This is a genomic window from Streptomyces johnsoniae (assembly GCF_031845565.1).
Lineage (GTDB): Bacteria > Actinomycetota > Actinomycetes > Streptomycetales > Streptomycetaceae > Streptomyces > Streptomyces johnsoniae.
In genome coordinates, this window is the sequence record NZ_JAVREV010000017.1 from 16,467 (window position 1) to 40,573 (window position 24,107).

Consider the following 24,107-nt stretch of genomic DNA (forward strand, 5'->3'; position numbering starts at 1 on the left):
GCCGGAGGCCCGCGGGGGTGGCGCGGGGCCGTCCGGCCGTGCCGGGCGGTCCTGGTCAGTCGGTGGTGAGGCGCGAGGCCGCTTCGGTGTCCTCGTACCGGCTGTCGAGGCGGGACACCAGGCCGGTGATCTGGCGGGCGATGTCAGGTCCTGTGAGGCCGATTTCGGCGAGCACCTGTTCGCGGCTGCCGTGTTCGAGGAAGCGGGCCGGGATGCCGAAGTCGCGCAGGGGGATGTCGACGCCGGCGTCGCGCAGGGCCTGCGCCACGGCCGAGCCGACGCCGCCCGCGCGGCTGTTGTCCTCCACGGTGACGACGACCCGGTGGCGTTCGGCCAGGGCGGGCAGCTCCGGGTCGACCGGCTTGACCCAGCGGGGGTCGACGACGGTGGCGGTGATCCCCTGGCGGCCGAGCAGCTCGGCCGCCTCCAGGCAGACGGGGGCCAGCGCGCCGATGGACACCAGGAGCACGTCGGGCCGGTCGCTGTCGGGGTGGCGCAGGATGTCCATGCCGCCGACGGTGCCCACGGCGGGCACGGGGGCCGCGACCTTGCCGCGGGAGTAGCGCACCACGGTGGGCGCGTCCTTCACCTCGACGGCCTCGCGGAGCTGGGCGCGCAGCTGATCGGCGTCGCGGGGAGCGGCGAGGCGCAGCCCGGGCACGCACTGGAGGATGGACATGTCCCACATGCCGTGGTGCGAGGCCCCGTCGGGCCCGGTGATCCCGGCCCGGTCCAGGACGAACGTGACGCCGCAGCGGTGCAGCGCGACGTCCATCAGCAGCTGGTCGAAGGCGCGGTTGAGGAACGTCGCGTAGACGGCGAAGACGGGGTGCAGCCCGCCGGTGGCGAGCCCGGCGGCGGAGACCGCCCCGTGCTGCTCGGCGATGCCGACGTCGAAGACCCGGTCGGGGAACGCCTCGGCGAAGGCGTGCAGGCCGACGGGACGGAGCATGGCGGCGGTGATGGCCACGATGTCCTCGCGCTCGTGGCCGAGCTTGAGGATCTCCTCGCCGAAGACGGAGGTCCAGTCGGCGCCCGAGGCGGCCACGGGCAGGCCGGTGTCCGGGTGGATGACGCCGACCGAGTGGAACTGGTCGGCCTCGTCCTCGCGGGCGGGCTGGTAGCCGCGGCCCTTCTCGGTGAGACAGTGCACGATGACGGGGCCGCCGAAGCGCTTGGCGCGCTGGAGGGCGGACTCCAGGGCCGCCAGGTCGTGCCCGTCGATCGGGCCGACGTACTTCAGGCCCAGGTCCTCGAACATCCCCTGGGGGGCGATGACGTCCTTCAGCCCCTTCTTGGCGCCGTGCAGGGTCCCGTAGAGGGGGCGCCCGACGACGGGGGTGCGGTTGAGCATCTGCTTGCCGCGGGCGAGGAAGCGCTCGTAGCCGTCGGTGGTGCGCAGGGTGGCGAGGTGGTTGGCCAGACCGCCGATGGTGGGCGAGTAGGAGCGTTCGTTGTCGTTGACGACGATGACGAGCGGCCGGTCCTTGGCGGCGGCGATGTTGTTCAGCGCCTCCCAGGCCATGCCGCCGGTGAGGGCGCCGTCGCCCGTGACGGCGACCACGTGCCTGCCGTTGTCCTGGAGCTGGTTGGCCTTGGCGAGCCCGTCGGCCCAGCCCAGAACGGTCGAGGCGTGACTGTTTTCGATCACGTCGTGCTCGGATTCGGCCCGCGAAGGATATCCGGAAAGGCCGCCTTTCGCCCGAAGCGCGGAGAAGTCACGCCTGCCGGTGATCAGCTTGTGCACGTAGCTCTGGTGTCCGGTGTCCCACAGAATCCGGTCCGCGGGTGAGTCGAACACGCGGTGGAGCGCGATGGTCAGCTCGACGACGCCCAGGTTGGGGCCGAGGTGGCCACCGGTTCTGGCGACCGCGTCGATGAGGAAGGAGCGGATCTCCCCGGCGAGCCGGGTCAGTTGCTCGAAGGTGAGCCGGTCGAGATCGCGCGGTCCCGAGATACGGGTCAGCAGCGGCACCGTTCCTCCTTGCGGTCGGGGGGCTTCGACGGATGGCCGTCCGACGAGTTTAGTGTTCCCTCTTGGACCCCCATGGTCTCAGGATGCGAGATACGTCACCAACGCGCCACAGCCCGGGCCGCATGGCGCAGCCCGGGCTGGTCAGTGACCGGTCATGTTCGCCCGGCTGTTCGTTGTGTGCGCCTGGAGACCGAGTCGAGAACGACCGCGATCAGCAGGACGGCACCCGTGATCATGTACTGGATCTCGCTCGACATGCCCATGAGGTTCAGCCCGGTGGTGATGGACTGGATGACCAGCGTGCCGAGCAGGGCCGACCAGACCCAGCCGCGTCCGCCGAAGAGGCTCGTGCCGCCGATGACCGCGGCGGCGATGACGTTCATCAGCAGATTGCCGGAGCCCAGGTTCTTGGCGGCGCCGCCGGACTGGGCGGCGAAGAACAGACCGCCGAACGCCGCGAGGGTGCCCGCGATGGTGAAGACGGTCATCCGGACGCGTTCCACGTTGATCCCGGCGCGGCGCGCCGCCTCCGCGTTGCCGCCGACGGCAAAGATCTGCCGCCCGTAGGTGGTGCGGCGGACCATGAAGTCGGCGAGCAGCAGCACCGCGAGGAAGATGACCAGCGCGAGCGGGAGGCCGCGGTGCTGGTTGAGGGTGTAGGCGGTGATGAACGCCGCGGCCGCAACCAGGCCGCCGCGCAGCAGGATCTCGCTCGTCGGCCGGGTGGGCAGCCCCGCGGCCTGGCGGCGGCGCTCGTGGCGCCACAGCGCGAGGAGGTAGCCGGCGGTGATGACGGTGGCCAGCGAGTACGCGGCGGCGATATCGCTGAAGTAGAAGTCGCGGAAGTCGCGGACCAGGCTGTCGCGCGGCGTGTTGATGGTGCCCTCGTCGCCCATCACCCAGATCTGCAGGCCGCTCCAGCCGAGGAAGCCGGCCAGGGTGACGACGAAGGCGGGGACGCCGATTCTGGCGAAGAAGAAGCCGTGGATGGTGCCGACGACGGCACCCGCACCGAGCGCGAGCAGGATGGCGAGCAGGTCGTTCACGCCGTGCGTGACCGAGAGCACCGCCCAGATCGCCGCGGAGAGTCCGGCCATGGAGCCGATGGACAGGTCGATCTCGCCCAGCAGGAGGACCAGGACGATGCCCACGGCCATGATGCCGGGGCCCGCGATGTAGATGGCGATGTTGGTCAGGTTGCGCGGGGTGAGGAAGCTGCCGGTCTCGGCCTCGAAGATGATGGCGATGAGGATGACGCCGACCACGACGGGGATGGAGCCGAGTTCACCGCCTCGTATCCGGCGGCGGAAGTCCTCCAGGTAGCCGGCCAGACCCCGTTCGCGCACCAGCAGCCGCGGGTCGGGGGCGAGGTCCGCGCCCGGCGCGGTGGCGGGTGAGTCCTGTGCCGTGGCCGGCCCGGGGGACGCCTGCTTCTCGCGAGGGACGTCGCTCACGGTGCCTCCTGCGTTTCTTCCGTGCCGGTGGTGCCGGTGGCGCCGGTGGCGCCGTCGGCCCCGTCGGTGCTGTCTTCCGACGCCCGCTCCTGCTCCTGCTCCTGCTCCTGCTCCGGGGTGGTCCTGCGCTGCCTGCGCACCACGGCGTTGTCGGCCGCGCCGGTGATCGCGGAGATGATCTGCTCGCCCGTGGTGGTGGCGGCGGAGAAGACGCCGTTGTTCCGGCCGAGCCGCAGCACGATGATGTCGTCGGCGACGGCCTGGACCTCGGCCATGTTGTGGCTGATGAGGATGACGGCGAGGCCGCGGTCGCGCAGCCGTTCGACGAGATCGAGGACCTGCGCCGTCTGCTCGACGCCGAGGGCCGCGGTGGGCTCGTCGAGGATGACCACCTCGGGGGAGCCGACCAGGGCGCGGGCGATGGCGACGACCTGCCGCTGGCCGCCGGAGAGGGACGCGACGGGGATGCGCACGCTGGGGATGCGGATGGACAGGGTGTCCAGCAGTTCCTTCGCGCGCTGTTCCATGGCGACCTGGTCGAGGATGTGGCGGCTGCGTATCTCCCGGCCGAGGAAGAGGTTGGCGACGACGTCGAGGTTGTCGCACAGCGCGAGGTCCTGGTAGACGGTCGCGATGCCCAGCTCCTGGGCGTCGTGGGGGCGGGTGATACGGACGGGGTCGCCCTTCCACGTGATGGTGCCCGAATCGATGGGGTGAACCCCGGCGATCGTCTTCACGAGGGTGGATTTCCCGGCTCCGTTGTCACCCACCAGGGCGGTGACTTCGCCGGGGCGGATCTCCAGGTCGACGTCGGTGAGCGCCTGGACGGCGCCGAACCGCTTGGAGACGCCGCGCAGGGCCAGGACGGGTGCGGCGGTCAACTGAACCTCCTTGCATGAGGGTGTTCGCGCCCGGCCTGCCGCCGGCCGGTGATGGCGGCCGGCGGCGGCACGGCGGGCGCAGGGCCCGGGCCGTCCGGGTGACGGGTGACGGCCTTCGGGAGTGGTGGTGCGGTGCGGCGGCCCGGTGGCCGGGCCGGCCGGCTCAGCCGAGTCCGGCCTCCTCGCACGCCTGGGCGAAGTCGTCGGTGCAGATGTCCTCGACCGTGTAGAAGTCGTCGGCGATGACGGTGTCCGTGATGTCGTCGACGGTGACGGCGACCGGTTCGAGCAGCGCGCTGGGGACGCCCTGCTCGGTCGGGCTGTCGACGCTGTCCGGGGTCAGTTCGGAGAAGTCCTCGTCGTTGAGGAGCCGGACGGCGATCTCCGCGGTGGTCTCGGCCTCGACCCGCAGGGCCTTGTAGATGGTGAACGTCTGCTCACCGGCGACGATGCGCTGGAGGCCGGCGAGCTCCGCGTCCTGGCCGCCCACGGGGATGTCCGTGATGCCGGCCGAGTTCAGCGCGGTGATGACGCCGGCGGCCATGCCGTCGTTGGCGACGTAGACCCCGTCGATGTTCTCCTCGCCCAGGGACTCGATGGCCGCGGTCATCTCCTCGTTGGCCGTGGCGGCCTCCCAGCCGGGGATGTCCTGCTCGAAGACGACCTCGACGGTGCCGTCCAGCACGGAGTGGGCGCCGCGCTTGAACATCGGGGCGTTGGGGTCCGTGGGCGAGCCGTTGATCATGACGACGTTGGCGCCCTCGGCCTCGTCGCCCAGGGCGGCGAGCAGGGACTCGCCCTGGAGCCGGCCGACGCGCTCGTTGTCGTAGGAGACGTAGGCGCTGATCGGGCCCTCGGCGAGCCGGTCGTAGGCCACGACGGGGACGCCCTCGGCGGCCGCGTCCTCCACCCAGCTCGCGGTGGCCGAGGCGTCCACCGGGTCGAGGATGATCACGTCGACACCCTGGGTCAGCAACGCGTCGAACTGCTGCTTCTGGAGGTTGGTGTCCTCACTGGCGTTGCTGTATTGGACTTCACACTCCGCACACAGTTCGGCGATTCTGCCCTCGATATAAGGACGGTCGAAGGACTCATAACGCGTGGTGGCGTCCTCGGGCAGCAGCAGGCCGATGGTGCCGCCGGACTCACCGCCGTTGCCGTCGTTCCCCTCGTCGTCGTCGCCGCCGCCTGCCTCGCCACAGGCGGCCAGAGCAACCGTCAGGGCGATGGACGCGGCTCCCGCGGCGAGAACTCTCAGATGTTGACGCATAGTTGGCTCCGCCTCCCGGTTGGGCCGCATACCGCGGCCATGGGTCGGCTGAGAGCTAACTCCGCCTGCTTCTTGCCGTCAATACATAAACCCGGGTTCAACCAAACCGATACCTTCCTTCACGGCTGAAACGAAGGTTTCGGCAAATAATTACAGGGGTAGAAAGCGCCACTCCACATGTTCGGAAGTGACGCTTTTCTTTGTTTTTCGTTGGATTTACTTCTTAACTCTTCAACGAGGCCGGTCAGGCCGTGGCACCGACCGGTCCGAGCAGCATCCCGTCGCCCATCTCGCGCAGCACCAGCGCCAGCGCGCCGAGCACCTCCGCCCGGCCGCCGAGCGCCCCCGGCACCAGGGACAGCTGGCGGGCCGCGCTCGGTATGGCGTAACGGCCGACCGAGTCGCGGATCGGCCCGAGAGCGATCTCGCCCGCCTCGGCGAGATCCCCGCCGAGGACGATACGGCTGGGATTGAGCAGATTGCACAGCTGCGCGACGCCGGTCCCGATGTGGCGGCCGATGTCGGCGACCACCCGGCGGCAGCCGGGATCGCCCTCGCGGGCCAGCTGCACGACCCGGTGCATCGTCAGGTCCTGACCGTGGCTCGCGTGCAGCAGCGGGAGCACGTGCCGGGCCGCGGTGAACGTCTCCAGGCAGCCGCGGTTGCCGCACCGGCAGACCGGGCCCGACTCGTCCAGCGTGATGTGGCCGATCTCCCCCGCCGTTCCCCCGGGGCCGCGGTAGATCTGCCCGTTGATGACCAGGCCGGCGCCGACACCGCTGGCCACCTTGATGTACGCCAGATCGCCGGAGCCGCGCCCGCTGCCCCAGACGAACTCGCCGAGCGCGCCCAGATTGGCGTCATTGTCCACGTGGACCCGGACGCCCGTGCGCGCGGCCAGCTCCTCGCGCGGATTGGTGCCGCGCCAGCCCGGCAGGATAGCGGTGGAGCCGAGCGCCCCGGTCTCCACGTCGATCGGTCCCGGAACGCCAAGACCGATGCCGATGATCTTCGCAGGGTCGACGCCGGCCACCCCCAGCAGCCGGGCGACCAGCTTCTCGGCCCGGCCGAAGCCCTGGTCGGCGGAGGAGTCCACGTCGAACGGCTCGGCCTCCTCGGCCAGCACCTGGTGGGCCAGATTGCCCACGGCCACGCGCAGATGGGAGTGCCCGAAGTCGACGCCGACGACGATGCCCGCGTCGCTGGAGAGCGACACGCTCCGCGCCCGCCGGCCGCCGGCCGAGGTGGTGCGCACCTCGACCGTGCCGAGCTCCTTCAATTCCCGAACAATATTGGACACCGTCGCCGCGGACAGTCCCGTGGTCCTGGCGATGTCCGCCTGGGTCAGTGAACCGGCCGCCCGCACGGCGCGGACCACCCTCTCCAGGTTGGCCCGGTGCAGCGAGGACTGCGACCCCGGAGTCTCCACGGCTCACTCCACTTCCCGTCTCCGGGCGGGCGCCACGTGGGCCCGCCGGCCGCTCCGACAGCGGTAGGAGACGGCGCCGGGCCCACTATATGAACTCAAGGGCGGGCATGGGAGAACAGCAGGGAAACCGCTTGCCCTTCCGAGGTGTCGAGGTGTCCGGGAATGCCCTCGCTACCGCACCGCGCCCGCCGTCAGCCCCGTCTGCACCTGCCGCTGGAAGGTGATGTAGACGACCAGGACCGGCAGCATCGCCATGGTCACGCCCGCGTACAGCGCACCCCAGTCGCCCTCGTAGCCCTGCTGCACCATCAGCGCGGCCAGTCCCTGCGGCAGCACCGCATCGTCCGGGTCGCCGATGTTCAGCACCCTGGGCAGGACGAACTGGTTCCACTGGCCGAGGAAGTTGAAGATCCCGATGCTGATGAGTCCTGGCTGGGCCATCGGCATCATGATCTGGAAGAACGTCCTGGTGTGCGACGCGCCGTCCAGGGTGGCCGCCTCCTGCACGCCCGTGGGCAGGGTGCGGAAGAAGGAGACCAGGAAGAAGATGGTGAACGGCAGCGAGTAGGCGATGTAGACGATGATGAGGCCCTGCCGGGTGTTCAGCAGACCGAAGTTGTTGAGAATGAAGAAGAGCGGCACCAGCGCGAGGAACACCGGAAACATCATTCCGCCCACGAACAGCAGGTGGATGAGGCGGTTGCCGCGGAAGGTGAACCGCGCCAGGACGTAGGCCGCCATGGAGCCCAGGAGCATCGTGCCGGTAAGCGATCCGGCCAGGATGATCAGCGAGTTCATGGTGTAGCGGCCGATGTCCGCGTTGGTCCACGCGTTGGTGAAGTTGTCCCACTCCAGGCCCGTGGGCAGGCCGAACGGGTCCGATACCAGATCCGCGTGCGGGCGGAGGCTGGAGATCACGACCCAGATCAGCGGCCCGGCGGCCAGGATGACCCACACCACGAGGAAGGAGTGGGCGAAGACGTTGAGCACACCGCCGGTACGCTCGCCGGCTTCTCTGTGCTGCTGCTCGCTCATGCGAAGATCTCCCCAGGTGAGGCGTTCAGTACTCGATCCGATCCCGGCGGCCCACGAGCATCATCAGCACCGAGAAGACGAGGGTGACGAGGAATAGGGCCACGCCGATGGCGGTGGCGTAGCCGGCCTGGCCGTCGCGGAACGCCTTCTCGAAGAGATAGGTCGGCACGACGTCCATGCCGTGCTCCGGCACCATGACGTTCACCAGGGCGAAGGCGTCCAGGGCCTGGATGCCCATGTAGATCCAGCCGGTGCGGATCGTCTCCCAGGTCAGCGGGAACGTGATGCGGAAGAACGTCACGGTCCGCCCGGCACCGTCGAGCAGCGACGCCTCGTAGATCTCCCGGGGGATCGAGCTCATCGCGGCCGAGAACAGCACCACGTAGAAGCCGACGAAGGACCAGCACAGCACGGCCAGCACGCACCACAGCGCCAGGTCGCCGCCGAGCCAGTCCTCCTGGCGCCAGGAGTCGAGGCCGACCGCGCCGAGCCCCTCGTTGAGGATGCCGCTGCGCGGGCTGTAGATGCGGGCGAAGATCACCGCGATGATCGCCAGGGACAGCACCTGCGGGAAGAAGTAGACAATCTTGTAGAAGCGGGAGCCGAAGACCCCGGAGACCGTCTCGTTGCTCCGCTGCCTGCCGCCCGCGTTCACCATGTAGGCGAAGAACAGGCCGAGGGAGAGCGTGATGACGGGTGCCAGGACGAGCAGCACCAGGCTGTTGCCCATGGCGTCCCAGAACTTGTCGTCGTTCCAGAGGCGTTCGTAGTTCTCGAAACCGGTGAACGTGTAATTGCTGCTGAAACCCGACCAGTCCGTCATCGAGTAGTAGAACGCCTGGAGAAAGGGCGACACCACGAAGAGCAGATAGACCAGCAGCGGCAGCGAAAGGAACCAGGAGATGAACCGGTACTTGTCGAGCGTCCGGTAACGCCGGTCGTACCGCACGCGCTGGGGAGTGAGCCGGGGCGGCAGGAAGAACGCCGCCGCTAGGTGCAATCTGGTAGTGGGAGGCAGGCTCGCGGCCTCCCGTTCTTTGCGGACTTCCATACCGCCCCTCCCCCGCTCAGATGTGCTGGAACTTCGTGATCGAGTCGTCCTGAGCCGTGGCGTCGGCGGCCCGCTGGCAGCGGGTGATCGCCTCGTCGGGCTCGATCTCGCCGGCCATCATGGCCGCGATGGCGCCGCCGATCTCCTCGTTGTTGAGCTGGCGGTACCAGTCGGGCATCCGGGGGATCAGCAGATTGTCGCCCGCGGCGGCCAGGGTCTCGCTGGCGCTGGTGAGGCCGGGCGGCAGGGTGAGCCCGTCGGCGGCGCCGCGCACGCACGTCAGGGAGGAGACCAGCTCGGTGAAGTTCCGCGTGGACTCGGCGCCGAGCATGATGCGCAGGAATTCAAGTCCGCCCGGGACATTGGCCGCATCGGCGGGGACGAAGAACGGCTCGCTGCCCGACGCCCAGATCGTCTCGAACGGCATGGCGTCGGAGGAGTCCAGGCTGGTGGGCGGCCCCACCGCCATCTCGAAGTCCTCCGGGGTGTTCTGCGCGGACTCGTTCTCCACCCAGGAGCCGTTGGGGATGAACAGGGCCCGGCCCTGGTTCCACTCGTCCTGCGACTCCTCGTGGGTCAGCCCCGGGCTGCCCTGGAGGATGTAACCGCGGGCCACCAGCTCGTAATACGCCTCGAACGCGGCCCGGACCGCATCGTGGCGCCAGGCGTTGGGCTCCAGGTTGTCAATGGCACGCAGGACATCGGCGCCGCCGATCTTCCCGATGAACGGGTAGAGCGTGAAGTTGAAGTAGTAGGGATAAACACCGGGATAGGTCCAGCCGGCGATGCCCTCCTGCTTGGCCTTCTCGCATACGGTGATCATCTCGTCCCACGTGCGCGGGTACTCCACCTCCAGCCGTTCCAGCGCGGTGCGCGAGTACCACTGGCCGTAGACGGTGTAGGCGTAGTTGAACTGATAGACGGGGTCGCTGCCGAACTGGCCCATCTCGACGACGCCCGGCATCAGCGTGTCCCGGACCGTGACCGAGGGGTCGTCGAGGGACGGCGCGTCCAGCAGCTCGGTGAGGTCGTGCACCTGATCGTTGCGGAGCAGCGCGGCGATGTCCATGGCGTCCGCGCCGCTGTTGTTGATGACGTCCGGCGGGTCGCCCTGCACCATGCGGGGCTGGAGCCTGGTCCGGATCTCGGTGGTCTTGGTGTGGTCGACGGAGCCGTAGCTGCCCTGGTAGATCTCCTCGGCGTCGAGGGCGTACTGGTCGCCGAAACCGCCGTCGAAGATGACGACTTCGAGCTCGGCGTCCGGGCTGACGCCGAACGGGTTGGAGTCGGTGGCCTCCTGGCGCTCGACGCTGTCGCCGTCGTCGCCGCCACTGGCACAGGAGGAGAGGGCACCGACGGCCGGGATGGTGAACAGCCCCGCCGCTGCGGACCTCCTGATCAGCGTGCGGCGGTTGAGGTACGGACTGGAAGTCATGTTCAAGTCCTCGCCTTCACAAGGGACGCGGGCGGTGGGTCGCCGCCGGAATCCCCGACAGGTATAGTCCACTTGGCGCGGCCGCGAAAGATCGCGGACTGGATCGCCCACAGGCTTTTCCGAGTTGAGATCTCCGCGACACACAGCGAGGCCGCCCTCCTCAAGGAACGGGAGGGCGGCCCCGGTGGCGTGCGGCGATGACTCCGCGTCGCCGGTGTCCCGGCGTCGGACGGACGCCGGGACAGGCGTCGGTCAGGCGCCGATCAGCGAACGCAGCACGTACTGCATGATGCCGCCGTTGCGGTAGTAGTCGGCCTCGCCCGGGGTGTCGATCCGGACCGGCGCGTCGAACTCGACGCCGGTGTCGGTGGTCACCTTGACGGTCGCGGGGATACCGCCCTCGTTCAGCGCGGTGACGCCCGTGATGGAGTAGGTCTCCTCACCGGTGAGCCCGAGCGCGGCGGCCGTCCGCCCCTCGGGGAACTGGAGCGGCAGGACGCCCATGCCGATCAGGTTGGAGCGGTGGATGCGCTCGTAGGACTCGGCGATCACGGCCCGCACGCCGAGCAGCGCGGTGCCCTTGGCGGCCCAGTCGCGCGAGGAGCCGGAACCGTACTCCTTGCCCGCCAGGACGACCAGCGGGGTGCCGGCGGCCTCGTAGTTCCGCGCGGCGTCGTAGATGAACGAGACCGGCGCGTCCTCCTGGGTGAAGTCGCGGGTGTAGCCGCCCTCGGTGCCGGGCGCGATCTGGTTGCGCAGCCGGATGTTGGCGAACGTGCCCCGGATCATCACCTCGTGGTTGCCGCGGCGGGAACCGTAGGAGTTGAAGTCCCGGCGCTCAACGCCGTGCTCGGTCAGGTACTTCCCGGCGGGGGTGTCCGCCTTGATCGCGCCGGCGGGCGAGATGTGGTCGGTGGTCACCGAGTCGCCGAGCTTGGCCAGCGCCCGCGCGCCGGTGATGTCGGTGACGGGGGCCGGCTTCGTCGTCATGCCCTCGAAGTAGGGGGGCTTGCGGACGTAGGTGGACTCCGGGTCCCACTCGAAGGTGTCCCCGGTGGGAATCGACAGCGCGTTCCACTGGGCATCGCCCGCGAAGACGTCCGAGTAGCTCTGCCCGAACATCTCCTGGCCGATGGCCGAGGCGACGACCTCCTCGATCTCCTGCTCGGTGGGCCAGATGTCGCGCAGGTAGACCGGCCTGCCGTCCTGGTCGGCGCCCAGCGGCTCGGAGGTGATGTCCACCTTCATCGAACCGGCGATGGCGTAGGCCACCACCAGCGGCGGGGACGCCAGGTAGTTCATCTTGACGTCCGGGTTGATGCGGCCCTCGAAGTTGCGGTTGCCCGAGAGCACGGAGACGACCGCCAGGTCGTTGTCGTTGACCGCCTGCGAGACCTCCTCGGGCAGCGGGCCCGAGTTGCCGATGCAGGTGGTGCAGCCGTAGCCGACCAGGTTGAATCCGAGCTTGTCCAGGTAGGGAGTGAGGCCCGCCCGGTCGTAGTAGTCCATGACGACCTTGGAGCCGGGCGCCAGCGTGGTCTTGACCCACGGTTTGCGGCTCAGACCGCGCTCCACCGCCTTCTTGGCCAGCAGGGCGGCGCCCACCATCACGGAGGGGTTGGAGGTGTTGGTGCAGGAGGTGATCGCGGCCACCGTCACGGCGCCGTGATCCAGCTCGAAGGTGGTGCCGTCGGCCCCGGTCACGGTGACGGGGTGGCTGGGCATGCCGTTGCTGACCGCCGGGGAGTCGGAGGCGGGGAAGGACTCCTTGCCCGCCTCGTCGCCGTCGACGTCCGGCACGTAGGCACGCACGTCATCGGCGAACTTGCGCTTGGCCTCGGTGAGGGCGATGCGGTCCTGCGGACGCTTGGGGCCAGCGATGGACGGCACGACGGAGGCGAGGTCGAGCTCCAGGTACTCGGAGAAGTCCGGCTCGGCCGCAGGGTCGTGCCACAGGCCCTGCTCCTTGGTGTACGCCTCGACGAGGGCGAGCTGCTGCTCGTCGCGGCCGGTGAGCCTGAGGTAGTTGACGGTCTCGGCGTCGATGGGGAAGATCGCGGCCGTCGAGCCGAACTCGGGCGACATGTTGCCGATCGTCGCGCGGTTGGCCAGCGGAACCGCGGACACGCCCTCGCCGTAGAACTCGACGAACTTGCCGACGACGCCGTGCTTGCGCAGCATCTCGGTGATGGTCAGCACCAGGTCGGTGGCCGTGGTCCCGGTGGGCAGCTCGCCGGTCAGCTTGAAGCCGACGACCCGCGGGATGAGCATGGAGACCGGCTGGCCGAGCATGGCCGCCTCGGCCTCGATGCCGCCGACGCCCCAGCCGAGCACGCCGAGCCCGTTGACCATGGTGGTGTGCGAGTCGGTGCCGACCAGCGTGTCCGGGTACGCCTGGCCGCCGCGCACCATGACGGTGCGGGCCAGGTGCTCGATGTTGACCTGGTGGACGATGCCGGTGCCCGGCGGGACGACCTTGAACTCGTCGAACGCGGTCTGGCCCCAGCGCAGGAACTGGTAACGCTCGCGGTTGCGGCCGTACTCCAGCTCCACGTTCTGCTGGAACGCGTTGGCCGTTCCGAACTTGTCGGCGATGACCGAGTGGTCGATGACCAGCTCGGCGGGAGCGAGCGGATTGATCCGCGAGGCGTCGCCGCCCAGCTCGCGGACGGCCTCGCGCATGGTGGCGAGGTCCACCACGCAGGGCACGCCGGTGAAGTCCTGCATGATCACGCGGGCCGGCGTGAACTGGATCTCCTGGCTCGGCTGGGCGTTCGCGTCCCAGCCTGCGAGCGCCCGGATGTGAGCGGAGGTGATGTTCGCCCCGTCCTCGGTACGGAGCAGGTTCTCCAGCAGGACCTTCAGGCTGTACGGCAGGCGGGCCGACCCCTCCACCTTGTCCAGCCGGTAGATCTCGTACGACTCGTCGCCCACCCGCAGTGTGCTGCGGGCGTCGAAGCTGTTCGCCGACACGACTGTCTCCTTCAACACATGAAATTCGCGCGTACTACGCATCCTGCCGCCCGCTCCGCGCCGGGTCTCGCTGAGGTGACCCTAAGCTGGCCGCCGGGGGCGATGCGGTGGCAGCGTCGTCCTGTCACCAGATATCTCGATGTCGAGATAACCCTAACGCATGCGCGTCCGCGGATCATGCGCAAGACCGCCCGTGCCGCCGCCCCCGGCGGCCGGGACGCCGGGATGCGGCCTGATCGCGCAACCGGGCGGACCGCCGTACGGGGGTCCGCGCCGCCGCCGGCCGCCGGGACCGTTCCGTTCGGCCCCGGCGCTGCCGCCCGACACGCCGCCTGGGCCCGGAAGGGGGACGCTCCCCGCCGCCGCTCGTCCGAGTGGACCGCACGGCCGTCCGCGGGACGGCGACACGCCGACGCTCCGGCGCGCCATCACCCGAACGGCCCCCACCAACACGCCTCATCTCATATGTGAGATAGGCTCGATAGCATGATCGATGACTACCTCGCCCGGATCGGTCAGCTCATTCGGGACGCACGCCAACATCGCGGCTGGACGCAGGTACAGCTCGCGGAAGCACTCGGGACCAGCCAGAGCGCGGTCAATCGCATCGAGCGAGGCAACCAGAACATCAGCCTTGAGATGATCGCGCGCATCGGCGAAGCGCTGGACAGCGAGATCGTCTCGCTCGGCTACGCCGGCCCGATGCATCTGCGGGTGGTGGGCGGACGGCGTCTGCACGGCAGCATCGACGTCAAGACGAGTAAGAACGCCTGCGTCGCGCTGCTCTGCGCCACCCTGCTCAACTCCGGCCGTACCGTGCTGCGCCGGGTCGCCAGGATCGAGGAGGTCTTCCGCATCCTCGAGGTCCTCGGCTCGATCGGCGTCCGCAGCCGCTGGATCAACGAGGGCGCCGACCTGGAGATCATCCCCCCGGCCGAGCTTGATCTCGACGCGATCGACCAGGAGGCGGCGCGCCGCACCCGGAGCATCATCATGTTCCTCGGTCCGCTGCTGCACCGCATGGACCACTTCAAGATCCCCTACGCGGGCGGCTGCGACCTGGGCACCCGCACGGTCGAGCCGCACATGATGGCGCTGCGGCGCTTCGGGCTCGACGTCACCGCGACCGAGGGCATGTACCACGCCACGGTCAACCGGCAGATCGGGCCGGAGCGGGCCATCGTGCTGACCGAGCGCGGGGACACCGTCACGGAGAACGCGCTGCTCGCCGCCGCCCGCCACGACGGGGTCACCGTCATCAGGAACGCGTCGTCCAACTACATGGTCCAGGACCTGTGCTTCTTCCTTGAGCAGCTCGGGGTGCGGATCGACGGGGTCGGCACGACCACGCTCGCCGTGCACGGCGTGCCGGAGATCGACCGGGACGTGGACTACTCGCCCTCGGAGGACCCGGTCGAGGCGATGAGCCTGATCGCCGCCGCGGTGGTCACCGAGTCGCAGCTGACGATCCGCCGGGTGCCGCTGGAGTTCCTGGAGATCGAGCTGGCCGTTCTTGAGGGTATGGGCCTGGACCACGATCTCGGCCCCGAGTACGCGGCGGACAACGGACGCACCCGGCTGGCCGACCTGACGGTGCGGCCCTCCAAGCTCGAAGCGCCGATCGACAAGATCCACCCGATGCCGTTCCCCGGCCTCAACATCGACAATGCGCCGTTCTTCGCGGCCATCGCGGGCTCGGCGCACGGCTCGACGCTGATCCACGACTGGGTCTACGACAACCGCGCCATCTACCTCACCGACCTCAACCGCCTGGGCGGCCGGCTCCAGCTGCTCGACCCGCACCGGGTGCTGGTGGAGGGCCCGACGCGGTGGCGGGCGGCCGAGATGATGTGCCCGCCGGCGCTGCGGCCCGCGGTGGTCGTCCTGCTGGCGATGATGGCCGCCGAGGGGACCTCCGTCCTGCGGAACGTCTACGTCATCAACCGCGGCTACGAGGACCTGGCCGAGCGGCTGAACTCGGTGGGTGCGCAGATCGAGACCTTCCGGGACATCTGACGCGCCGCCCGCCCCACGGACCCCTCGCGGGGCGGAGGGTCCGTGGGGGCATACTGGAGGGAGTCACGATTCGGTCGCGTTTTCCTCACCGGACCGGCCAATTCCGCCGGGCCGCATGACCCGGGGCGTTCCGGGGGATCGTGCTCACAGGACCGGTGAACACCCGGCTGCGGTGAGGAGTTCCGTCATGGACCAGGCACTGGACAACAGGCTGGACAAGAGGCTCGACAACAAGGCGACCGGGCGGACGCTCGTTCTCTTCGGCGCCACGTTCGTGCTCGCGGTGCTCGCATCCCCGGTGTTCGTGCTCTACGAGCTGCTGCTCGGCGCCTTCGGCCTGGTCGCCACGGGCCTGCTCACCCGCGGCAGGGAGGGCACCAAGGCGCGGGCGGCCACCGTCGTCTTCGCCGGGCTGCTGGCCGGGAGCCTGCCGTACCTGGTCGCCGCGCCCTTCGTGTCATGACGGCAGGCGCAGCGCCACCCGGTCGCTGACGGGCCGGTAGCCGAGGCGCTGGTAGAGCGCGTTGGTCGTCGCGTTCGCCACATCGGTGAACAGCACGATCTCCGCCGCCCCTGCCGCCAGGGCGCGGCTGCCCGCCGCCGCGGTGACAGCCGCGGCATAGCCGCACCGGCGGTGCTCCGGTGGGGTGTAGACGAAGGCGACGCGCACGGTGCCCTCGATGCGCCGGGTCAGGGTCGCCATCGCGACCGGAGCGCCGTCCTCGTGCTCCCAGAGCACGATGCCGTCGTGGCGCAGGCGGTCCTCGACGACCCCGGCCGCCGTGGCCGTCGGCATGCCGACCTCCGCGCAGAAGGCCGTGGCCCAGGCCGTCAGCAGGGCACGGTCCGCCGCCGTGGCGCTCCTGGCCCGGCCGTGCGGGGCGGGCTCGGGCGCCGCGGGCGTGCCCAGCCGGTACAGCCGGGACCCGTAGGCGACGGCGGTTCCCTGGCCCCATGCCCGGGTGAACGCCGCGGCGGACTCCGCCGGCAGGTCGACCGCGGTGGGGGCGTGCTCCCCGACCGCTCCGGCCAGCAGTCCGGCCAGCGGCGCCACGGCTGACGCGGGCAGTCCGCTGACCTGCACGCCGCCGGGCGGCGTGTGCACCAGCGCGGCCAGGACCCGGCCGTCCGCCTCCTGCCACCAGCCGAGCCAGGGCGGCGGCGCGCCGGCGGCCCGGCCGGCCGGGCGCCGCAGCGCGTCGGTGAGCGTGAGGAGGACCGTGTGTTCGACCGGCCGGGAGGCGAGGAAGTCGCCTGCCGCCGCCACGAAGGCCCCGGCGTCATGCGTCGTGCGCCAGCTCATCGCCCCATCGTGGGCGCCCGCACGCCCGGCGCACCACTCCTTTTGTGCGCGCGCGGTCGGGCCGCGCGCCCCTACCAGGGCAAATCCCTGACCTGCTGCACGCACAGCACCAGGAAGAGCACGCCCGAGGCCAGCAGCATCACGTTGCTGAGCGGCCCGTTGCGCCACTGGCGCGGCACGCGGTCGGAGTTCAGCAGCCACAGCAGGGTCAGCGCGAGGAACGGCATGAAGAACGCGCCGAGCACGCCGTAGGTGAGGATCAGCCCGATCGGCTGGTCGAGCCACAGCAGGCCCATCGGCGGGAACGTCAGCCACAGCAGGTACGCGCGGAACGGCCGGGAGCGCTCCCTGTCCTCCTCGGGCACGGAGAGGGCGGGCTTGACGTGGCCGAGGAAGTCGGTGAACAGCAGGCTGACACCGTGCCAGACGCCGATCACCGAACTGAAAGAGGCGGAGAAGAAACCGATCAGGAACAGCTTCGCGGTGACCGTGCCGAAGCGTTCCTCCAGCACGTCGCCGATGTCGAGCAGGCCGCGGTCCCCCTGACTCAGGGCGAGGTCGGCGGCGTTCAGCAGCTCCGCGCCGATCACCAGCATGGCGACGACGAACAGGCCGGTGGTGGCGTACGCGACGCGGTTGTCCAGACGCATCATCGGCATCCACGACGGGCCCCGCCAGCCCTTGGCCGTCACCCAGTAGCCGTAGGCGGCCAGCGTGATCGTGCCGCCGACGCCGCCCATGAGGCCGAGCGTGTACAGCACCGACCCGTCCGGCAGGGTCGGCACCAGGCCCGCGGCGAGGGCGCCGGAGTCGGGGCCGACCCGGATGGCGATGCCGACGACGACCACGAACATCACGCCGACGAAGGCCATCATCAGCTTCTCGACGACGGCGTACCGGTTGAACCAGACGCACACGAGCCCGAGCAGCCCGGCGATGATGCCCCAGGTGCGCAGCGAGGGGCCGTCGGGGAAGAGGGCGACCAGCGGCAGCGCGCTGGCCGACATCGCGGTGGCGCCGTAGACGAAGCCCCAGACCACGATGTAGATGCCGAAGTAGACCGCGGTCCAGCGGCCGAGGCCGCGCCAGCCCTCGAAGATCGTTCGGCCGGTGGCCAGGTGCCACCGGCCGGTGGCCTCCGCGAGGGAGATCTTGATCAGGCAGCCGAGCACCGCGGCCCACACCAGCGTGTAGCCGTACCGTTCGCCGGCCACGGCCGTCGCGACCAGATCGCCCGCGCCCACTCCGGTCGCCGCGACCACGAGGCCCGGGCCTATCAACCGCCAGCGGCTCCTGGGCGGTTCGGTCTGCTCATGCGTCGTCTTCGCCACGCGGGACATCCTGCCCCGGCGCACGCCGTTTGATTAGCACACGCCAATAACGGATGAGCCGGTGCACGCCGGTGCACGCCCGCGCCCTTCCGCCGCGGACTCAAAGGGGTTACTTTGGGGTTATCCAATAACCCCATCGAAGGGGCGGTACTTCCATGCCCAAGATCAACGTCTATCTGCCGGACGAGCTGGCGGAGGCCGTCAAGGACACCGGCATCCCCGTCTCAGCCGTCTGCCAGCGCGCCCTGGAGCAGGCCGTGCGCCGCATCACCGCGATCCGCGAGAGCACCGCGGACACGTTCGACCCCGAAGACCCCACGGCGCTGGTCAGCTTCACCCCCCGCGCCAGGAGCGCGATCAAGCACGCCCAACGGCTGGCCGCGGCCGAGAACGGCGGGGTGATCACCACCCGCCACCTGCTCGACGGCGTCCTGGCCGAGGAGGGGAACCTCGCACTGCGCGTCCTGGACGTGCTGGAGGTCGCCCCGGCGACGGTGCGTCAGGAGCTGGCCCGCCGCGGCGGCGAGGGCGACCGCGAGCCTGGCGGGCCCGCGTTCAGCACCGCCGCGGCCAACGCCCTGGAGATGACCACCACCGAGGCGACCGGCCTCGGCCACAACTACATCGGCTGCGAGCACCTGCTGCTCGGCATGATCAGCGAGCCGGAGGGCACCGCGGGCCGCACGCTGCGCGCCCTCGGGGCCGAGTACCGGCTGGCCCGCCGCGCGGTCAACGCCGCTCTCGCCGGCTACGTGCACCTGCGCGCCCAGACCGCCGCGGCCGCCCCCGGAGCGGGCGCGGCCGGGGCCGGCGCCCTCGCGGAGGTGGTCAAACGGGAGCTGGCGCCGCTGGTCGAACGCCTGGAGCGGCTGGAGCGGCAGGTCGGCCACGAGCCGGGCGGCACACGATAATTCCGTCGGCCGCCGACCCGTTCGCGGCATACTTCGACGGGTGTTCCTGACGATATCCGCGGCCGGCGACGCCGGCCGCCCCGCCACAGACCTGGGCTTCCTGCTGCACAAACACCCGGAAAAGGCCCAGGAGTTCAGCACGTCCGCAGGCCCGGCCCACGTCTTCTACCCGGTGGCGGACGAACGGCGCTGCACCGTGGCCCTGCTGCTCGATGTCGACCCGGTCGCGCTCGTGCGCAACCGCGGGCGCGGGCGCGGGGCCGCGCCCGACGCCACGCTCGCCCAGTACGTGAACGACCGCCCCTACGCGGCTTCCTCACTGCTCGCGGTCGCGCTCGGCCAGGTGTTCCGCACCGCGCTGCGCGGCGACTGCGCGGCCCGCCCCGAGCTGCCGGGGCGGGCGCTGCCGCTGCGCATCGAGGTGCCCGCGCTCCCCGCGCGCGGCGGTGCGGACGTGGTGCGGCGGCTGTTCGAGCCGCTGGGCTGGGCGGTGACGGCGGTGCCGGTCGCGCTGGACGAGGCGTTCCCCGAATGGGGCGACTCCCGGTATCTGCGGCTGACGCTGACCGGCACGGCCACGCTGTCGGCCGCGCTGCGCCAGCTGTACGTGCTGCTGCCGGTGCTCGACGCGGCCAAGCACTACTGGATCACGGCGGAAGAGGTGGACAAGCTGCTGCGCGCCGGGGACGGCTGGCTGGCCGGGCACCCGGAGCACAGGCTGATCGTCGACCGCTACCTGGCCCACCGCACCGCCCTGACCCGGCAGGCGCTGACGCGGCTCGAACTGGCGCGGCTCGCCGAGCTGGACGACGGCGCCGTCGAGGAGCTGGACAACGCCGTCGCCGACGACCAGGACGGCGCCGCGGACGAGGACCCGGCGGCCGGGGAGGGCGCCGGGGCCCCGGTGCCGCTCGCCGTCCAGCGGCGCACCGCGGTCCTCGACGCGCTGCGGGCGAGCGGCGCGAGCCGCGTGCTCGATCTCGGCTGCGGCGGCGGGCAGTTGCTGGGGGCGCTGCTGGCCGAGAAACGGCTGACGGAGGTCGTCGGCATGGACGTCTCGGCGCGCGCCCTGGCCGCGGCCCACCGGCGGCTCGGCGTGGACCGCATGCCGGAGCGGCAGCGCGCGCGGCTCCGCCTGCTCCAGGGCTCGCTGGTGTACACCGACGCGCGGCTGGAGGGCTACGACGCGGCCGTGCTGTGCGAGGTGATCGAGCACGTGGACCCGCCGCGACTGCCCGCGCTCGCCCACGCCGTGTTCGGCGCGGCCCGGCCCGGGACGGTGATCGTCACCACGCCGAACGCCGAGTACAACGGCCGCTGGGAGACGCTGCCCGCCGGGCAGTTCCGGCACGCCGACCACCGATTCGAGTGGACCCGTGCCCAGTTCGCCGCCTGGGCCGCCGAAATCGCGGAACGGTACGGCTACACCGCCACGTTCCGGCCCGTGGGACCCGAGGACCCGGAAGCGGGGCCGCCCACCCAGCTCGCCGTGTTCACCCGCGGTTCAGGCCCCGCGGGCGCACCCGCCACCGAGCAGAAGAAGGAGGCCGCCGCATGACGGACCTCACCGTTCCCGACGCCTCGCTCGTCGTGCTCGTGGGCACCACCGGATCGGGCAAGTCCACGTTCGCCCGGCGGCACTTCGCGGCCACCCGGATCGTCTCGTCCGACGCCTGCCGCGGCATGGTCGCCGACGACGAGAACGACCAGAGCGCCACGCCCGAGGCGTTCGAGCTGCTGCACTACATCGTCGCCAAGCGCCTGGCGGCCGGCCGGCTCACCGTCGTCGACGCCACCAACGTGCAGCGCGAGGCCCGCAGGCAGCTGATCCAGGTGGCGCGCGAGCACGACGCACTGCCGGTCGCCATCGTCCTCGACGTGCCCGAGCGGCTGTGCGTGGAGCGCAACGCCGCCCGTCCCGAGCGCGCCGCGCTGCCGGGGTACGTCGTTCCCCGTCAGCGCCGCGAGCTGCGCCGCTCGCTGCGCGGCCTCGAACGCGAGGGCTTCCGGTACGTGCACGTGCTCAGCGGCGAGGCGGAGGTGGACGCGGCCGAGATCCGGCTGACCCGCCGCTACAACGATCTGCGGCACGTGACCGGCCCGTTCGACCTCATCGGCGACGTCCACGGCTGCCGCGCCGAGCTGGAGACGCTGCTGACCGGCCCGCTCGGGTACCGCCTGGAGCGCGATGCCTCGGGCCGCGCGGTCAACGCGGTGCACCCCGAAGGCCGCACCGCGGTCTTCGTCGGCGACCTCGTCGACCGCGGCCCCGACTCCCCGGGCGTGCTGCGGCTGGTGATGGGCATGGTGGCCGAGGGCACCGCGCTGTGCGTGCCGGGCAACCACGAGGAGAAGCTGGGCCGCCACCTGAAGGGCCGCAACGTCCGGCTCACGCACGGGCTGCCGGAGACCATCGAGCAGCTGGCGCGCGAGGAGGCCGCGGACCCGGGGTTCGCCGGCCGCGTGCAGGAGTTCATCGGCTCGCTGATCTCCCACTACGTGCTGGACGGCGGCCGGCTCGTCGTCAGCCACGCGGGGCTGCCGGAGAAGTACCACGGCCGGGCCTCGGGCCGGGTCCGTTCGCACGCGCTGTACGGCGAGACGACCGGCGAGACCGACGAGTACGGGCTGCCGGTGCGCTACCCGTGGGCCGAGGACTACCGCGGCTCCGCCGCCGTCGTCTACGGCCACACCCCGGTGCCGCGGGCCGCCTGGCTCAACAACACCCTCTGTCTCGACACCGGCTGCGTCTTCGGCGGCGCGCTGACCGCGCTGCGCTGGCCGGAGCGCGAGCTCGTGGACACGCCCGCGGAACGGGTCTGGTACGAGCCGGTCAGGCCGCTGTCCGCGGCAGCGCCCGGCAGCGCCGTCCGGCCCCTCGACCTCGCCGATGTGCAGGGCCGCCGCGTGGTGAGCACCCGCCACGCGGGGCGGCTGTCGGTGCGCGAGGAGAACGCGGCGGCGGCGCTCGAAGTGATGAGCCGCTTCGCTGTCGACCCGCGGCTGCTGCTCCACCTGCCGCCGACGATGGCCCCCTGCGCGGTCTCGGACCTGGACGGCTACCTGGAGCACCCGGCCGAGGCGTTCGCCGCGTACCGCGAGGCGGGCGTCCGCGACGTGCTGTGCGAGGAGAAGCACATGGGCTCGCGGGCCGTCGTCCTGGTGTGCCGCGACGCGGCGGCCGCGGCGAAGCGCTTCGAGGCGCCCGACGGCGTGCGGGGCAGCGTGCACACGAGGACCGGGCGCCCCTTCTTCACCGACCCCGCCACCACCGAGGCGGTCCTCGGCCGCATCGCGGAGGCGGTGCGGGCCGCGGGTCTGTGGGAGGAGCTGAGCACCGATTGGCTGCTGCTCGACACCGAGATCATGCCGTGGTCGCTGAAGGCCGGCGGCCTGCTGCGCGAGCAGTACGCGTCGGTCGGTGCCGCGGCGCGGGCCGTGTTCCCCGGCGCGCTGGCCGCCCTCGGCGCGGCGGCGGCGCGCGGTGTCGACGTGGCGTCCCTCACCGCGCGGCAGCGGGAACGTGCCGCGGACGCCGAGGCGTTCACGGCGGCGTACCGCATGTACTGCCGGCCCACGGGCGAGGGGCTCGACGGCGTGCGCATCGCGCCGTTCCAGCTCCTGGCCGCGGAGGGGCGTTCGCTCGCCGCGCTGCCGCACGACGAGCAGCTGGCGCTGATCGACCGCGTGGTGGCGCGGGACCCGCTGTTCGCCACGACCAGGCGGCTGGCGGTGGACACCGGGGACGAGGAGTCGGTGGCCGGGGGCGTGCGCTGGTGGCTCGGCCTGACCGCGGACGGCGGCGAGGGCATGGTCGTCAAGCCGCGCGCGGCGTATGTGCGGGGCGCGGACGGGCGGCTGGTCCAGCCGGGCATCAAGTGCCGCGGCCGGGAGTACCTGCGGATCGTCTACGGCTCCGAGTACACGCGCCCGGAGAACCTGGCGCGCCTGCGGCAGCGGAGCCTGGGCCACAAGCGGTCGCTGGCCCTGCGTGAGTACGCGCTGGGTCTTGAGGCGCTGGACCGGGTCGCGGACGGCGAGCCGGTGTGGCGCGTGCACGAGGCCGTATTCGCCGTGCTGGCGCTGGAGTCCGAGCCGGTGGACCCGCGCCTGTAGTCGCGAACGGCGGTGACTCCGGCGTGTATTGACGGGTGTGCGGCGGTTCTGACAGCGTGCCGCGGGGGGCGAGCATGAGTCTTTTCGGGCAGGACCCCTTCCTGGACGCGCTGGCGCGCGAGGACCGCCGCGCGCTCATCGCCGCGGGCGCACCCCGGAGTTACGCGCCGGGCGACGTCATGGTGCGCGAGCGTGACACCACCACCTTCGTGCTGGCGATCCTCAGCGGCTGGTCCGTCGTCTCGGTCGGCACCGAGCGCGGGACCCGGCTGATCCTCGCGCTGCGCGGCGCTGGCGAGGTGGTCGGCGACCTGGCGGCCGTGGACCAGCATCCGCGCAGCGCCACGGTCACCGCGCTCGGCCCGGTGGAGTGCGTGGTGCTGCCGGGCGAACGGTTCCGCCGGTTCCTCTCCGCCCGTCCGGCCGCGACGCAGCTGATCATGCGCCAGCTGTCGGCGCGGCTGCGCAGCGCGGACGTGGAACGGCGTTCGCTGGCCTCGGAGCCGGTGCTGCAACGGCTGGCGGCGCGCTTGGTCGAGTTGGTCGAACGGGCGGGGCGGCAGGCGCCCGAGGGGGTCGTCGTCGACCTGCCGCTCCCCCAGCACGACCTGGCCGCCGCGGTCGGCGCGACCAGGGAGGCGGTCGCCAAGGCGCTGCGGCTGCTGCGCGGCCAGGGGCTCGTGGAGACGGGCACCCGGCGGCTGGTGGTGAAGGACATCGGCGTGCTGCGCCTGCTGGCCGCGGGCCGCGACTGACCGCGCGCGGGGCGCACGAACTAGGCGGGGGCGCGCGCGACGGGGGCGCACGACGGTGGCGTGCGCCCCGAATATCACCTCAATCGGCGCCGGTTGTGTAAACGGCTACATCGCGCCCACCGCATCCGCGCCACGCTGTTCCCCGAACGCCCCACTCAGGGGGGAGAGAAGG

At 71.1% G+C, this 24,107-nt stretch carries 16 protein-coding genes and 1 pseudogene; 6 read left to right on the forward strand and 11 right to left on the reverse strand.

What is annotated here, in order from left to right; genetic code table 11:
* Positions 1-55 precede the first annotated feature (55 nt).
* The 9 genes and pseudogenes from dxs to acnA form a co-directional block, all read right to left on the reverse strand.
* Positions 56-1,975: a 1-deoxy-D-xylulose-5-phosphate synthase gene (gene dxs, locus RM779_RS26310; RefSeq protein WP_311620245.1), complete on the reverse strand. Its 1,920-nt coding sequence runs from the start codon at positions 1,973-1,975 to the stop codon at positions 56-58.
* A gap of 152 nt (positions 1,976-2,127) precedes the next feature.
* The gene (locus RM779_RS26315; RefSeq protein ID WP_311620246.1) at positions 2,128-3,429 is read right to left on the reverse strand and encodes a sugar ABC transporter permease; all 1,302 of its coding nucleotides are present in this window, start codon (positions 3,427-3,429) and stop codon (positions 2,128-2,130) included.
* A 116-nt stretch (positions 3,430-3,545) separates the two neighbouring features.
* A pseudogene (locus RM779_RS26320) lies at positions 3,546-4,310 on the reverse strand (ATP-binding cassette domain-containing protein); the annotation flags it as partial.
* A 163-nt stretch (positions 4,311-4,473) separates the two neighbouring features.
* The gene (locus RM779_RS26325) at positions 4,474-5,580 is read right to left on the reverse strand and encodes a sugar ABC transporter substrate-binding protein (RefSeq protein ID WP_311620247.1); all 1,107 of its coding nucleotides are present in this window, start codon (positions 5,578-5,580) and stop codon (positions 4,474-4,476) included.
* Between the two features lie 244 nt (positions 5,581-5,824).
* Complete coding sequence (locus RM779_RS26330; protein WP_311620248.1) at positions 5,825-7,009, reverse strand: ROK family transcriptional regulator; 1,185 nt, start codon at positions 7,007-7,009, stop codon at positions 5,825-5,827.
* Positions 7,010-7,180: 171 nt separating this feature from the next.
* Complete coding sequence (locus tag RM779_RS26335) at positions 7,181-8,044, reverse strand: carbohydrate ABC transporter permease (protein WP_077058391.1); 864 nt, start codon at positions 8,042-8,044, stop codon at positions 7,181-7,183.
* Positions 8,045-8,069: 25 nt separating this feature from the next.
* Positions 8,070-9,095 carry a carbohydrate ABC transporter permease gene (locus RM779_RS26340; protein ID WP_311620249.1) on the reverse strand — a complete coding sequence of 342 codons (1,026 nt, stop codon included), beginning with the start codon at positions 9,093-9,095 and terminating at the stop codon, positions 8,070-8,072.
* Between the two features lie 16 nt (positions 9,096-9,111).
* Positions 9,112-10,530 (reverse strand): N-acetylglucosamine/diacetylchitobiose ABC transporter substrate-binding protein, encoded by a 1,419-nt coding sequence (gene ngcE / locus RM779_RS26345; RefSeq protein WP_311620250.1) that lies wholly within the window; start codon positions 10,528-10,530, stop codon positions 9,112-9,114.
* A gap of 252 nt (positions 10,531-10,782) precedes the next feature.
* On the reverse strand, positions 10,783-13,503 hold the full coding sequence (gene acnA, locus RM779_RS26350) for an aconitate hydratase AcnA (protein WP_311620251.1): 2,721 nt from the start codon (positions 13,501-13,503) through the stop codon (positions 10,783-10,785).
* Positions 13,504-13,989: 486 nt separating this feature from the next.
* On the opposite strand from acnA, the gene RM779_RS26355 reads away from it, so the two are divergent.
* On the forward strand, positions 13,990-15,519 hold the full coding sequence (locus RM779_RS26355; protein ID WP_311620252.1) for a helix-turn-helix domain-containing protein: 1,530 nt from the start codon (positions 13,990-13,992) through the stop codon (positions 15,517-15,519).
* 187 nt (positions 15,520-15,706) lie between these two features.
* Entirely contained in the window at positions 15,707-15,982 is a 276-nt protein-coding gene (locus RM779_RS26360) for a hypothetical protein (RefSeq protein WP_311620253.1), read from the forward strand.
* Here the strand turns inward: RM779_RS26360 and RM779_RS26365 are convergent.
* Together RM779_RS26365 and RM779_RS26370 are read right to left on the reverse strand one after the other, a co-directional pair.
* Positions 15,977-16,822 carry a GNAT family N-acetyltransferase gene (locus RM779_RS26365; RefSeq protein WP_311620254.1) on the reverse strand — a complete coding sequence of 282 codons (846 nt, stop codon included), beginning with the start codon at positions 16,820-16,822 and terminating at the stop codon, positions 15,977-15,979. The genes RM779_RS26360 and RM779_RS26365 overlap by 6 nt on opposite strands.
* Before the next feature lie 71 nt (positions 16,823-16,893).
* Positions 16,894-18,153 carry an Nramp family divalent metal transporter gene (locus RM779_RS26370; RefSeq protein ID WP_311620255.1) on the reverse strand — a complete coding sequence of 420 codons (1,260 nt, stop codon included), beginning with the start codon at positions 18,151-18,153 and terminating at the stop codon, positions 16,894-16,896.
* Positions 18,154-18,308: 155 nt separating this feature from the next.
* Here RM779_RS26370 and RM779_RS26375 point away from each other — a divergent pair, with 155 nt between their 5' ends.
* The 4 genes from RM779_RS26375 to RM779_RS26390 all read left to right on the forward strand — a co-directional run bounded on the left by RM779_RS26375 (position 18,309) and on the right by RM779_RS26390 (position 23,935).
* Positions 18,309-19,064 (forward strand): Clp protease N-terminal domain-containing protein, encoded by a 756-nt coding sequence (locus tag RM779_RS26375; protein ID WP_311620256.1) that lies wholly within the window; start codon positions 18,309-18,311, stop codon positions 19,062-19,064.
* Positions 19,065-19,104: 40 nt separating this feature from the next.
* Complete coding sequence (locus RM779_RS26380; protein WP_311620257.1) at positions 19,105-20,622, forward strand: 3' terminal RNA ribose 2'-O-methyltransferase Hen1; 1,518 nt, start codon at positions 19,105-19,107, stop codon at positions 20,620-20,622.
* Complete coding sequence (locus RM779_RS26385) at positions 20,619-23,180, forward strand: polynucleotide kinase-phosphatase (RefSeq protein WP_311620258.1); 2,562 nt, start codon at positions 20,619-20,621, stop codon at positions 23,178-23,180. The genes RM779_RS26380 and RM779_RS26385 overlap by 4 nt, the downstream gene beginning before the upstream one ends.
* 74 nt (positions 23,181-23,254) lie before the next feature.
* Positions 23,255-23,935: a Crp/Fnr family transcriptional regulator gene (locus tag RM779_RS26390; protein ID WP_311620259.1), complete on the forward strand. Its 681-nt coding sequence runs from the start codon at positions 23,255-23,257 to the stop codon at positions 23,933-23,935.
* Positions 23,936-24,107: the final 172 nt, after the last annotated feature.

What these genes read in the sequence shown, in the direction of transcription:
- RM779_RS26325 (WP_311620247.1), bottom strand. Translation starts at nt 5,580, where the DNA reads ATGCGTCAACATCTGAGAGTTCTCGCCGCGGGAGCCGCGTCCATCGCC.
- RM779_RS26335 (WP_077058391.1), bottom strand. Translation starts at nt 8,044, where the DNA reads ATGAGCGAGCAGCAGCACAGAGAAGCCGGCGAGCGTACCGGCGGTGTG.
- RM779_RS26340 (WP_311620249.1), bottom strand. Translation starts at nt 9,095, where the DNA reads ATGGAAGTCCGCAAAGAACGGGAGGCCGCGAGCCTGCCTCCCACTACC.
- ngcE (WP_311620250.1), bottom strand. Translation starts at nt 10,530, where the DNA reads ATGACTTCCAGTCCGTACCTCAACCGCCGCACGCTGATCAGGAGGTCC.
- RM779_RS26355 (WP_311620252.1), top strand. Translation starts at nt 13,990, where the DNA reads ATGATCGATGACTACCTCGCCCGGATCGGTCAGCTCATTCGGGACGCA.
- RM779_RS26360 (WP_311620253.1), top strand. Translation starts at nt 15,707, where the DNA reads ATGGACCAGGCACTGGACAACAGGCTGGACAAGAGGCTCGACAACAAG.
- RM779_RS26365 (WP_311620254.1), bottom strand. Translation starts at nt 16,822, where the DNA reads ATGAGCTGGCGCACGACGCATGACGCCGGGGCCTTCGTGGCGGCGGCA.
- RM779_RS26375 (WP_311620256.1), top strand. Translation starts at nt 18,309, where the DNA reads ATGCCCAAGATCAACGTCTATCTGCCGGACGAGCTGGCGGAGGCCGTC.
- RM779_RS26385 (WP_311620258.1), top strand. Translation starts at nt 20,619, where the DNA reads ATGACGGACCTCACCGTTCCCGACGCCTCGCTCGTCGTGCTCGTGGGC.
- RM779_RS26390 (WP_311620259.1), top strand. Translation starts at nt 23,255, where the DNA reads ATGAGTCTTTTCGGGCAGGACCCCTTCCTGGACGCGCTGGCGCGCGAG.